Source organism: Streptomyces sp. LS1784, from assembly GCF_020103755.1.
Classification (GTDB): domain Bacteria; phylum Actinomycetota; class Actinomycetes; order Streptomycetales; family Streptomycetaceae; genus Kitasatospora.
In genome coordinates this window covers 1-11,459 of sequence record NZ_JAHSQD010000256.1, presented here as the reverse complement: position 1 = coordinate 11,459, position 11,459 = coordinate 1, and the positions used below count along the sequence as shown (strand labels likewise).

At 74.3% G+C, this 11,459-nt stretch carries 13 protein-coding genes; 4 read left to right on the top strand and 9 right to left on the bottom strand.

All coding sequences use genetic code 11. The features are described 5' to 3' along the window. The 3 genes from KS423_RS25760 to KS423_RS25750 form a co-directional block, all read right to left on the bottom strand. Positions 1-755 (bottom strand): nitronate monooxygenase (locus KS423_RS25760; RefSeq protein ID WP_224282152.1); only part of this gene is annotated, 755 nt, incomplete at its 3' end. Between the two features lie 65 nt (positions 756-820). Further along, the gene (locus KS423_RS25755; RefSeq protein WP_224282151.1) at positions 821-1,447 is read right to left on the bottom strand and encodes a response regulator transcription factor; all 627 of its coding nucleotides are present in this window, start codon (positions 1,445-1,447) and stop codon (positions 821-823) included. Further along, a complete protein-coding gene (locus KS423_RS25750) occupies positions 1,444-2,649 on the bottom strand; it encodes a sensor histidine kinase (protein WP_224282150.1) in 1,206 nt (401 codons plus the stop codon). Before KS423_RS25750 ends, KS423_RS25755 begins: the two co-directional genes overlap by 4 nt. A gap of 164 nt (positions 2,650-2,813) precedes the next feature. Here KS423_RS25750 and KS423_RS25745 point away from each other — a divergent pair, with 164 nt between their 5' ends. Then, complete coding sequence (locus KS423_RS25745; protein WP_224282149.1) at positions 2,814-3,890, top strand: ABC transporter permease; 1,077 nt, start codon at positions 2,814-2,816, stop codon at positions 3,888-3,890. Further along, positions 3,887-4,570 (top strand): ABC transporter ATP-binding protein, encoded by a 684-nt coding sequence (locus KS423_RS25740; protein WP_224282148.1) that lies wholly within the window; start codon positions 3,887-3,889, stop codon positions 4,568-4,570. Before KS423_RS25745 ends, KS423_RS25740 begins: the two co-directional genes overlap by 4 nt. 1 nt (position 4,571) lies before the next feature. Here KS423_RS25740 and KS423_RS25735 read toward each other — a convergent pair whose 3' ends face one another. The 3 genes from KS423_RS25735 to KS423_RS25725 form a co-directional block, all read right to left on the bottom strand. Continuing rightward, complete coding sequence (locus KS423_RS25735; RefSeq protein WP_224282147.1) at positions 4,572-5,168, bottom strand: Uma2 family endonuclease; 597 nt, start codon at positions 5,166-5,168, stop codon at positions 4,572-4,574. A 111-nt stretch (positions 5,169-5,279) separates the two neighbouring features. Beyond that, on the bottom strand, positions 5,280-5,990 hold the full coding sequence (locus KS423_RS25730; protein WP_224282146.1) for a GntR family transcriptional regulator: 711 nt from the start codon (positions 5,988-5,990) through the stop codon (positions 5,280-5,282). 179 nt (positions 5,991-6,169) lie between these two features. Then, positions 6,170-7,051 (bottom strand): NAD(P)-dependent oxidoreductase, encoded by an 882-nt coding sequence (locus KS423_RS25725; RefSeq protein WP_224282145.1) that lies wholly within the window; start codon positions 7,049-7,051, stop codon positions 6,170-6,172. Between the two features lie 107 nt (positions 7,052-7,158). On the opposite strand from KS423_RS25725, the gene KS423_RS25720 reads away from it, so the two are divergent. Beyond that, positions 7,159-7,776 (top strand): TetR/AcrR family transcriptional regulator, encoded by a 618-nt coding sequence (locus KS423_RS25720; RefSeq protein WP_224282144.1) that lies wholly within the window; start codon positions 7,159-7,161, stop codon positions 7,774-7,776. A gap of 114 nt (positions 7,777-7,890) precedes the next feature. Beyond that, a complete protein-coding gene (locus KS423_RS25715; protein ID WP_224282143.1) occupies positions 7,891-8,220 on the top strand; it encodes a hypothetical protein in 330 nt (109 codons plus the stop codon). A gap of 60 nt (positions 8,221-8,280) precedes the next feature. Here KS423_RS25715 and KS423_RS25710 read toward each other — a convergent pair whose 3' ends face one another. The 3 genes from KS423_RS25710 to KS423_RS25700 form a co-directional block, all read right to left on the bottom strand. Next, positions 8,281-9,213: an ornithine cyclodeaminase family protein gene (locus KS423_RS25710; protein WP_224282142.1), complete on the bottom strand. Its 933-nt coding sequence runs from the start codon at positions 9,211-9,213 to the stop codon at positions 8,281-8,283. Next, positions 9,210-10,238 (bottom strand): proline racemase family protein, encoded by a 1,029-nt coding sequence (locus KS423_RS25705; protein WP_224282141.1) that lies wholly within the window; start codon positions 10,236-10,238, stop codon positions 9,210-9,212. The genes KS423_RS25710 and KS423_RS25705 overlap by 4 nt, the downstream gene beginning before the upstream one ends. After that, positions 10,238-11,459: aldehyde dehydrogenase (locus KS423_RS25700; RefSeq protein WP_224282140.1), on the bottom strand; the 1,222-nt coding region annotated here is incomplete at its 5' end. The genes KS423_RS25700 and KS423_RS25705, both read right to left, overlap by 1 nt.

Below are 11,459 nucleotides of genomic sequence, written 5' to 3'. Positions count from 1 at the left end.
AGCGCCGCCCGGTGGGCGGGCGAGGCGCCGGACTCGTCCGACCGCAGCAGCGCCGTACCCAGCTGCACCGCCGCCGCCCCCGCCCGCAGCGCCGCCGCGACGGCCGCACCGTCACCGAGCCCGCCCGCGGCGACCAGCGGCAGCGCCGTCACCTCCCGTACGGCGGGCAGCAGTTCGAGCAGCGGCAGCTCCCCCGGTTCGTCCGCCACCCGGTGGGTGCCGCGGTGGCCGCCCGCCTCCGGGCCCTGCACGCACAGCGCGTCCATCCCGACCGCCTCCGCCGCCCGCGCCTCCTCCGGCGTGGTCACGGTGCCGACCTGCGTCGTGCCGACCGCCCGCAGCGCCGCCGCCTCCTCGGCCGTCGGCAGCCCGAAGGTGTACGACACCACCGGCACCGGGTCCGCGAGCAGGGCCGCGAGCTTGGCCTCCCAGTCGTCCCGGTCCGGCCCGATCTCCTCCGGCAGCGTCACGCCCCACCGTTCGGCCTCCGGCCGCAGCCGCTCCCGGTACGCCGCGACGGCCGCCCGGTCCCCGGGCGGGCCCGGCACGAAGAGGTTCACCCCGTACGGCCGGTCGGTCGCCTTCCGCACCGCGGCGATCTGTTCGGACATCCCGGCGGCGGTCTTCATCCCGGCGGCCAGGAAGCCCAGCCCGCCCGCCCGGTTCACCGCCGCCACCAGCTCGGGCGTCGAGGGCCCGCCCGCCATCGGGGCGCCGATCACCGGTACGACGAGTTCGTCGAGTCGGACGGCCATCGGGTCTCCTCACACTGCGGGCACGGGGACACTGCTGCGGGTACGGACCGCTCCCCACCCTACGCTCAGCGGATCAGCCCCTGCCGCCGCGCCTCGCGCACCGCCGCCGTCCGCGAGTCCACCCCCAACTTGGTGTAGATGTGCACCAGATGGGACTTCACCGTGGCCTGGCTCAGGTGCAGCCGCTGGCTGACCTGCTGGTTGGTCAGCCCGTCCGCGACCAGCCCCAGCACCTCGGTCTCCCGGGCGCTGAGCGCCGCCGCCGGCGTCCGCATCCGCTCCAGCAGCCGGTCCGCCACGCTCGGCGCCAGCGCGCTGCGCCCCGCCGCGGCCGCCCGTACGGCCTGGGCCAGCTCCTCCGGTGGCGCGTCCTTCAGCAGGTAGCCGGTGGCGCCCGCCTCCAGGGCCGGCAGGGTGTCCGCGTCGGTGTCGTACGTGGTGACCACCAGCACCCGCGGCGCGCCCGACCGGGCGGTGATCGCCGCGGTGGCCTGCGCCCCGTTCATCGCCGACCCCGGCCCGAACTGGAGGTCCATCAGCACCACGTCCACGCCCGGCTCCGCGGCCAGCTCGACGGCCCGCTCGGCGGTGGCCGCCTCCGCCACGATGGCGAAGTCCGGCTCGCACTCCAGCACCGCCCGCAGCCCGGCCCGCACCACCGGGTGGTCGTCCGCGATGAGCAGCCGGATCACGAGCCGGCCTCCGGGGTGACCGGCAGCTGCACCGCCACCGTCGTCCCCTCCCCCGGCGCCGACTCCACCGTGAAGCTGCCGCCGAGCGCCCGGGCCCGGGCCCGCATCGAGGGCAGCCCGAACCCGCCGTCCCCGCCGGTGCGGCCGGCGACCGCCGCCGGGTCGAACCCGGCCCCGTCGTCGTACACGTCCAGTGCCACCTCACCCTCCATATAGCTGAGTGTCACCTCGGCCCGCGAGGCCCCCGCGTGCCGAATGGTGTTGCCGAGCGCCGACTGCGCGATCCGCAGCAGCGCGACCTCCTGCGCGGCCGACAGCCGGACCGGGTCGCCGGAGACGTGCAGGTGGACGGGCAGCGTGCCGTGCGCCGTCGTCGTGGCACACAGCCGCTCCAGCGCGACCGGCAGCGGATCGCCGTCCAGCGCGGGCGGCGTGAGCGCCCGGACGAACCTCCGGGCCTCGTCCAGGTTGTCCTGGGCGGCCTGCCGCGCCTGCTCGACGTACCCCGCGGCGGCCTCGGTGCGCTCCGGCAGGGCCCGCTGGGCCGCCCGCAGCAGCAGCTGGATGGAGCTGAGGCTCTGCGCGAGGGTGTCGTGGATCTCCCGGGCCAGCCGCTCGCGCTCGGCCAGCACCCCGGCCGTGTGGTGCGCGGCGGCGAGGTCGGCGCGGGCGGCGGTCAGCTCGTCGATCAACCGGCGGCGCTCCTCGCTCTCCCGGTACAGCGCCTGGTAGCCGAGCACGGTGGCGGTGGCGACGGCCGCGCCGAGCGCGGGCCCGATCGAGGCGGCGAAGCTGAAGCTGTGCTGGTGCCAGGACCACGCGGCGATCGACGCGGCGGCGGTCAGCCCGACGGCGACCAGCCCGGCGCGCCGTCCCAGCAGGTGCAGTTCCAGGAAGTACAGCGGGAACGCCAGCCAGACCCCGTCCTGGGTGGCGATCAGCACGCCCGCCCAGGTGATGCCGAGCAGCGCCATCCAGAGCGCGGCCGCCCGGCGTGATCGGCGCACGGCGGCCAGCTGCGGCCCGACGGTGTAGACGGCGGCCATCGCGGTGGCCGCGGCGGCCACGGCGGCGGGATCGCCCCCGTGGCCGACGAAGACGGCCCGGGCGACGGCGAGCGCGAGCAGGCCCGCCACGAGCAGGTGCAGGCAGACCTGGAGGACGCGGGCGACGGGGGTGGTTCTGGATCGTTCGGTCGCCATCCGTCCAGCCTAAGACCGCACCGCTGGTCCGGCATCAATCAAAAGGTTGAACTCGGCGTCTTCCCTTTGATGCCCAGGATGCAATCCCCGGCTCGATGCCTCCGGGCCCCCGGATCGACGACGGTGGAAGCGTCGGAAAACACCCGTGCAGAGAGAGGCCCACCGTGTTCGTCGCCTGGAGGGACCTGAGGTTCGCCAAGGGGCGGTTCGCCCTGATGGGAACCGTCATCGTGCTGATCACCGTACTGGTCGGCCTGCTGTCCGGGCTGACCGCCGGGCTCGGCCGGCAGAACATCTCCGCGATCACCGGCCTGCCCGCCGACCACCTGGTCTTCGGCAAGCCGGCGGACGGGCAGAAGCTCTCCTTCACCGACTCCCAGGTCACGCCGGAGCAGTGGCAGGCCTGGGCCCGCGAGCCCGGCGTCACCTCCGCCCAGCCGCTGGGCATCACCACCACCAAGGCCGCCGCCGGCCGGCGCACCGCCGCACTCTCCGCCTTCGGCGTCCCCGAGGGCTCCGGGCTCGCCCCGCAGGGCAGCCGGATCGCCCCCGGCAAGGCGGTGCTGTCCAAGACCGCCGCCGAGAACCTGGGCGGCCTCGCCCCCGGCGCCGAGTTCACCCTGGCCGGGCACCCGCTGCGGGTCGCGGCCGTCGAGGGCGACGCCGCGTACAGCCACACCCCGGTGATCTGGACCAGCCTCGGCGACTGGCAGCAGTTCGCCCCCGGCGGCGCCGGCCACGCCACCGTCATCGCCCTCGACACCGCGAAGGGCGCCGACCTGGCCGCCGCCGACGCCCGCCACGGCACCGAGACCCGGACGCGCGACGACGCGCTCGCCGCGATCGGCTCCTACACCTCGGAGAACGGCTCCCTCCAGCTGATGCGCGGCTTCCTGTTCGCCATCTCGGCCCTGGTGATCGGCGCGTTCTTCACGGTCTGGACGATCCAGCGCAGCGGCGACATCGCCGTCCTCAAGGCCCTCGGCGCCTCCACCCGCTACCTGCTGCGCGACGCCCTCGGCCAGGCCGTCCTGCTGCTGGTGCTCGGCACCCTCGTCGGGACCGCGATCGCGGCCGGCTTCGGCTCGCTGATCGGCTCCGCCGTGCCCTTCGTCCTGGACGCCCCGACCGTCCTCCTGCCCGCCGCCGTCATGATCGCCCTCGGCGCGATCGGCGCGGCCCTGTCCATCCGCCGGATCACCTCCGTCGACCCGCTGACCGCCCTGGGGAGCGCCCGATGAGCTTGACCCTCGACCGCATCACCCTCACCTACCCGGACGGCGACGGCCGGCTCACCGCCCTGGACGAGGTCTCGCTGACCGTCCCCAAGGGCTCGCTCACCGCCGTCGTCGGCCCCTCCGGCTCCGGCAAGTCCAGCCTGCTGGCGGTGGCCGCCACCCTGATCACCCCGGACTCCGGACAGGTGATCATCGACGGCACCGACACCACGGGCCTCGGCCGGTCGGAACTCACGGAACTGCGCCGCACCAGGATCGGCATCGTCTTCCAGCAGGCCAACCTGCTGCCCTCGCTCACCGCCGTGGAGCAGCTGCAGGTGATGGCCCACCTCGACGGCCGCTCCCCGCGCACCGCCCTCCCCCGCGCCCTGGAACTCCTGGACGCCGTCGGACTGCGCGACCAGGCCGCCCGCCGCCCGCACCAGCTCTCCGGCGGCCAGCGCCAGCGGGTCAACATCGCCCGTGCCCTGATGAACGACCCCACCGTCCTGCTGGTGGACGAGCCCACCAGCGCCCTCGACCACGAGCGCGGCGCCGCCGTCCTCGACCTGATCACCGACCTGACCCACCGCCGGGCCACCGCCACCGTCCTGGTCACCCACGACCGCACCCACCTGACGGCGGTCGACCAGATCGCCGAGGTCCACGACGGGAAGCTGACGCTGCCCGCGGCGGCGGTCTGACCTACTTCTTGGCAGTCAGCACGTCGTCCACCGAAAGCGTCACCGACGCACCGATCGACTCCGGCAGGGTGAAGGACTGCCCCGGGTGGTGGACGGCGTGCACCCGGTATTCGCCGTCCTTGGGGTCGGTCAGCACCATGACCCGCCGGTTCGTCCGGTCCACGATCACGTAGACGGGCACCCCTGCCGAGGCGTAGGCGGCCGGCTTCTTCTTCAGGTCATCGCCGAAATTGGAGGAGGTTACCTCCAACACAAGGCGGAAGGCCGCCGGGTCATAGCAGTTGTGCTCAATCAACCGATCGTCGCTGTATGCGTCGAGGATCGCCAGATCGGGGACCGCGAAGTCGGACGGGCCGCCCGGCAGCCAAATGCCCACATTCTGGAAGACCTCGGCTTCATCATCATCGAGACCGGCGGCGAACAGCAGGCGCATGAGCCTGGTCAGCGATCGGCTGTGCTTCATGTTCGGCGGCGGCGTCACGGTGATTTCGCTCCCGATGATCTCGACCCGGTAGCCGGGGAGCTGCTCGGAGATCAGCTCGGCGGCTTCGAGCAGCGTCGGCTGCTCCATGGGCTCTTCCACTGCTGCGGCGGACATGGATTTCCTCCTGGCTGCCGATGTCGAGAGCATCATCGTAGAGCTCGGACGTCTCCCGGCGCCCGAGCATCAGTCTTCACCCGAACGAGTGGTTTGGCTCCCGCCAGGCCCCTACCGGGACCGCAGGCGCAGGGCCGAGGGCTCCGGCTCGGCAGGCTTTTCGTCGTCGGCCCAGAGGGAGCGGACGTGGCTGAGGTGGCGGGTCATGCAGGCCTCGGCCGCCGCCGCGTCGCCGGCGAGCAGCAGGTCCAGCAGCTCCAGGTGCTCCTGCGCGGAGGAGACCAGCTCGCCGCGCTCGTCGAGCCGGTTGAGGCCGTACAGCCGCGAGCGCTTGCGCAGGTCGCCGACCACCTCGACCAGCCGCGCGTTGCCGGCCAGCCCCAGCAGGTCCAGGTGGAACTGGCGGTCGGCCTCCAGGTAGCCGATCAGGTCGTGCTTGCGGGCCGCCGCGACGATCGCCTCGGCCTGCGGGCGCAGCCGCTCCAGCTGTTCCTTGGTGGCGGTGCGGGCCACCCGGCCGACGGTCGGGACCTCGATCAGGGCGCGGATCTCGGTGTAGTCGTCGAGGTCGCGGTCGGTGAGCTCGGTGACCCGGAACCCCTTGTTGCGGACGGCCTCGACCAGGCCCTCGCGGGCGAGGTCGAGCATGGCCTCGCGGACCGGGGTCGCGGAGACGCCGAAGTCGGCGGCGAGCGCGGGTGCGGAGTAGACCACGCCGGGGCGAAGTTCGCCGGAGATCAGGGCCGCCCGGAGCGCGTGGGCGACCTGGTCGCGAAGCCGCTCCTGTACGGAGATCAGGGTGCGGGATTTGAGGTCGGCCATGGTGTTCCTCCGGGTGGATGCAGAACACCAGCGTACAATGTCACGTTACGTTGCGTACGCAACAGTCGCCGATTCCCGCACGCGCCACGCCGCCCCCGGGGCGCCGAAAGCCATGGTGACAGCGGCCGTCGGCCGTGACAACGGCCGACGGCACACGATCTTCCGGTCCCCACGGAGGGCTACGCCTGGCGGAACCGGCCCACCAACACGCTCAGACTGTCCGCGCCGCGACCGGCCGCCACGCCCCGCCGGACCGCCTCCGCCAGGACGGCCGGCAGGGCGCCGTCCACCCCGGATTCCTCCGCGGTGTGCCGGACGTGCTCGATGCTCGCCAGCGCCATCGTCATCCGGTCGACATCCCCGCGGTGGTTCCCGGCCGCGATCCGCGGCGCGTAGAACGCCTGGAATCCGGGCATCGAGGCGGCGGTCGAGCTCAGGTACGGCAGGAACTCCTCCGCCGAGATGCCGTTGGCCTCGGCGATCGCCGTGGCGTGCAGGTAGCCGACCATCGAGGACCAGAAGAGGTCCATCTGGATCTGGTAGTACAGCTGCGCCAGCCCGGGGTCGTCGCCCCGGTAGTCGACCCCGGTGAGCACCTCCAGGGCCGCCCGGTGTCGCCGGAACAGCTCGACCGGGCCGCTGTAGAAGGTGGACGACTCGGGGCTGCCGATGCCCGACGGCGGCACCTGCACCCCACCGGTGAGGTGCCCGGCACCACGGTCGGCCAGCCGGCGGGCGGCTTCGCGGGCCCGCTCGGGGGTGTCCGAGCTGAGGTTCACGATCACCTTCCCCTTCAGTGCCGGCTCGACCGATTCCAGCACCTCGAACACCGCGTCGTAGTCGGTGAGGCTGAGCACCACCAGCTCGTTCGCCGCCACCGCCGCCTCCGCGCTGGGCGCCGCCTGCGCTCCCCGGGCGACGAGTTCGTCGGCCCGCGCGGCCGTGCGGTTCCACACCGTGACCGCGTACCCGGCGTCCAGGTACGCCCCGGCCATGGCCTGCCCCATCGGGCCGAGCCCGATCACCGTCACGGATCGCTTCGACTGCTGCTCAACGGACATGCGTCTTCCCCTCCTCTGGAACGAACGCTCTATTCAGAGCGCCGGAGCTGACGCTAACACAGGATTGGAACGAACGCTCTACCCAGAATCTCGGCTAGGATCGCGCCGTGAAGACGCCCGAGAAGACCTCCGCAAAAGCCGAGGCGAAGCCCGGTACCCGCGAGCGGATCGTCCGGGCCACCTCCCGGCTGCTGCAACGCCAGGGGTACGAGGGCACCGGGATCAAACAGATCTCCCGCGAGGCCGAGGCCACCCTCGGCTCCGTCTACCACTTCTTCCCGGGCGGCAAGCAGGAGCTGGCCGCCGAAGCGATCCGGCACGGGGACGAGGAGTTCGCCGTCATGCTGCGCACCGCGTTCGGCTCCTCACCGGACCTGGGCGACGCGACGACCGCCTGCACCCGGCTGCTCGCCGAGGAACTGCGCGAGTCCGACTGGCAGGACGGCTGCCCGATCACCAGCACCGCCCTGGAGACGGTCGGCCGGGTGCCGGTGATCGAGGAGGCGGTGGCCGAGGCCTTCGCCCACTGGCGGGCCATCGTGACGGAACGGCTGCTCGCCGCCGGCATCGACGAGGAGGACGCCCTTGAGCTGGCAGGCACCGTGATCAGCGCCCTGGAGGGCGCCGAGCTCGCCGCCCAGCTCGCCCGCAGCGAGCAGCCACTGCTGGTCGCCGGCAAGCACCTGGCCCGCCTGCTCACCGCCTACGCCGACCACCGGGCCTGACCCGCGGAGCCCGACCGCCGCCGGACAACGTGAGGAGCCGGCGCAGCGGGGGATCCCTTCCCGCTGCGCCGGCTCCGGTTTCACAACCCCCGACCACGGCCAGGAGTAACGGACTTGTCCATCGAGATGGCGCTGTACGACGGCCGCCCGAACAACGGCCGCCGCACCAGCCCCGGGATGCTGCACCTTTCGAGCCACGGCGAGGCCCTCACCACCGCCCTGGCCCTGCACACCGATCCGGCCCGCCATCGGCTCGGCCGGATCGACCCGTACGGCGACACCCTGTTCAACGAGCAGGACGCGGGCGCCGCGTTCGAGGAGGCCACCGCCCTGCTCGCCCGCTGCGCCACCGAGGAGCAGCGGGCGGCCGTCCGCGACCTGCGCAACCTGCTCGCCAACTGCGCTGCCACCCCGGGCAGTTGGCTCGCCTTCCACGGCGACTGAGCGACGACCGGGCAGCACCGGGACGGCGGGTGGACGGCGCCGGGGACGGCGGCCGGGCGGCTACTGCTGCCGGTACACCTCCGCCGCGACGGCCAGGTCCTGCCAGGCCATCCCGACGCTCTTGAAGAACCGCGGCCGCCCGTCCGGCACCAGCGCGTCGCCGCGCACCAGCTCGGCGAGGTTCCACAGCTGCCGCCCGGCCACGCCCGCCATCAGCAGGTCCCCGGCCTCCCGGGTCGCGACCGTGCGCGCCTCCACGTACAGCTCGGCCCGCCGGACCAGCAGCTCGTCCACCTCCCGCGCGTCCGGCTCGTGCGAGCCGACCGCCGCCACCGCCGCGTGCGCGGGCACCAGCGCGCCGTCGAACAGCGGTGTGCGCGCGGTGGTGCAGCAGACCACCAGGTCCGCCTCGCGGACCGCCTTCGGCTCACCGACCTCGGCCGTCAGCCCGAGCTCCCGCCCGTACGCCGCCAGCGTCTCCGCCCGTTCGGCGTTGCGCGCCACCACGGTGAGCCGGCGCAGCGGCCGGACGGCGAGCAGGGCGTCCAGGTGCCCGTACGCCTGCGGCCCGGAGCCGAACAGCACCAGGTGCTCGGCCTCCGGCACCGCCAGCCGCCGCAGCGCGGCCGCGGTGACGGCGGGCGTGCGCAGCGCGGTGAGCGCGGCGCCGTCCAGTACGGCGAGCGGTTGCAGGGTGGGCCCGTCCAGCAGCAGGTAGCTGCCGGTGATCCGGGGCAGGCCCTGCTCCGGGTTGGCGGGCGCGACCCCGGCGATCTTCACGCCGGCGTACGGCCCGGCGGCGGCCGGCATCATCAGCAGCTCACCGGCGGGTACCGGCACGGCCGACCGGGCGGGTGCCGCTTCCGGGTCGAACCCGTCCAGCAGCACCCGCTCGATCGCCCCCACCGCACCGGCGGGCCCGACCCCGCCGGTGCCCGCCACGGCGTACTGGAGCGGCACAACAGCCGCGCCGGGCGTTGCGGTTGGACTCACAGCAGGAACCCCGTCCCCAGCTCGTCGCCCGGCTCCAGCACGAAGCCGTGCTCGCCGGTGCGGTGTGCGGTGCCGGTCACCTCGGTGACCACGCCCTCGCCCAGCGCGTCGCCGCCCGCGAGGAGCCGGCCGGTGAAGACCGTGCCGATGATCGACTCGTGGCGCAGCGGCTCGCCCGCGGCCAGCCGGCCCTCGGCGGCGAGCACGGCGAGCCGGGCGGAGGTGCCGGAGCCGCAGGGCGAGCGGTCGATCTGGCCGTCCGCGAAGACGGTGACGTTCCGCTGGTTCAGCACCCCGTCGGCCGAGGGCAGCTCGTCGTACAGGATGACCCCGTACACCCCGGACAGCCGGGCGTCCGTCGGGTGCGCGACGGCCGGCTCACCGGCCAGCGCCGCCCTGATCTCACGCCCCACGGCGGTGAGTTCGGCCAGCTGCCCCGGTTCCACGGCGAGCCCGAGGGCCGCCGCCGGGACCGAGGCGTAGCAGGCGCCGGAGTGCGCCACCGCGACCTCCACGGTGCCGCGCGAGGTCTCCACCGGCAGCTTCAGGGCGGTCACCCGGCTGGGCACGTTGCGGAAGGTGACCCCGGTGGTCCGGCCGCCGGAGCGGTGCACCAGCGCGGTGACCCGGCCGGAGGGCACGTCGATCCGCACCCGGGCCACGCCGTCCTCGGGGGCCGCCACCAGTCCGGAGTCGACCGCCCAGGCGCCGAGCGCGATGGTGCCGTGCCCGCAGGCCGTCGAGTAGCCGTCCTTGTGCCAGAACAGCACGCCGAGGTGCGCCTCGTCGTCGTCCGGCGGCACCAGGAAGCCGCCGTACATGCCGGCGTGGCCGCGCGGCTCGCGGGTGAGCAGCTGCCGGACGGTGTCCAGCTCGGACGGGCGGGGCGCGGTGGCCGTGCCGCCCGCGCCGATCACGATCGCCCGGCGCTCGGCGACGCTGTCGCCGGGGATCGCGGGCACGCCGTCCAGCACGATCCGGAACGGCTCACCGGCCGTGTGGTAGTCGACGGTACGGACGTGCATCAGGCACCTCCGGCCGGCAGCACGCTGACCGTCCGGCTGACGGTGTAGAAGTCCAGGGCCGCCTGGCCCTGTTCGCGGTCGCCGTGGCCGGCGCCCTTGGCCCCGCCGAAGGGCAGGTGGAAGTCGACGCCGCTGGACGGGGCGTTGACCCGGATCATGCCCGCGTCCAGCCGGTCGGCGGCGGCCAGCGCCACGTCCAGGCTGCGGGTGTGCACCGAGGTGGAGAGGCTGTGCGGGGTGTCGTTGGCGAGCGCGATGGCCTCGTCCAGGTCGGCCGCGGCGTGCAGCACCGCGATCGGGCCGAAGAACTCCTCGCTCGCCAGCGGGTGTTCGGCCGGCACCTCGGCGAGCAGGGTCGGCTCGACGTACCAGCCGGCCCGCTCGGGCACCCCGCCGCCCGCCAGGACGACGGCCCCGGACTCGACGGCCGAGGAGACGGCGCCGGTCAGCCGCTCCCGGGCGGCGGCGTTGATCACCGGCCCGCAGACCGCGTCGTCGACCGCCGCCAGCGCCTTGACCAGCGCCTCGCGCAGCGGCTCGTACGCGGCGCCGACCGCGATCACCCGGCTGGTGGCGGTGCACTTCTGCCCGGCGTACCCGGCGATGGCCGCGGCGATGTGCCCGGCGGCCTGCGTGATGTCGGCGTCCGGCAGCACCAGCGCGGCGTTCAGCCCGCCGAGTTCGGCCTGCACCGGCACCCCGCGCTCGGTCGCGGCCCGTACCACGGCCCGGCCGACACCGGTCGAGCCGGTGAAGGAGACCACGTCCACCGCGCCGACCAGCGCCTCGCCCTCCTCCGCCCCACCCGGCAGCACCGTGAACACGTCCTCGGGCAGCCCGGCCAGCTCCGCCAGCCGCAGCGCGCAGGCCGTCGCCTCGGGCGCCGGCTTGAGCACCACCGCGTTGCCGACGGCGAGGGCCGGCGCGGCCTTCCATGTCGGGATCGCCAGCGGGAAGTTCCACGGCGCGATCAGCCCGGCCACCCCGTACGGGCGGCGCCGGGTGAGCAGCAGCCCGGGCCCGGCGGCGGTCTCGTGCACCGCCCCGGAGGGCGCGTACGGCGCCTGCGCGTAGTAGCGCCAGATCGCCGCCGTGCGGGCGACCTCGCCGAGCGCCTCGGCCAGCGGCTTGCCGACCTCGCGCACGATCAGCGCGGCCAGCTCGTGGGCGTGCGCCTCGACGGCGTCCGCGATCCGGCCGAGCGCCGCCGACCGGGCGCCC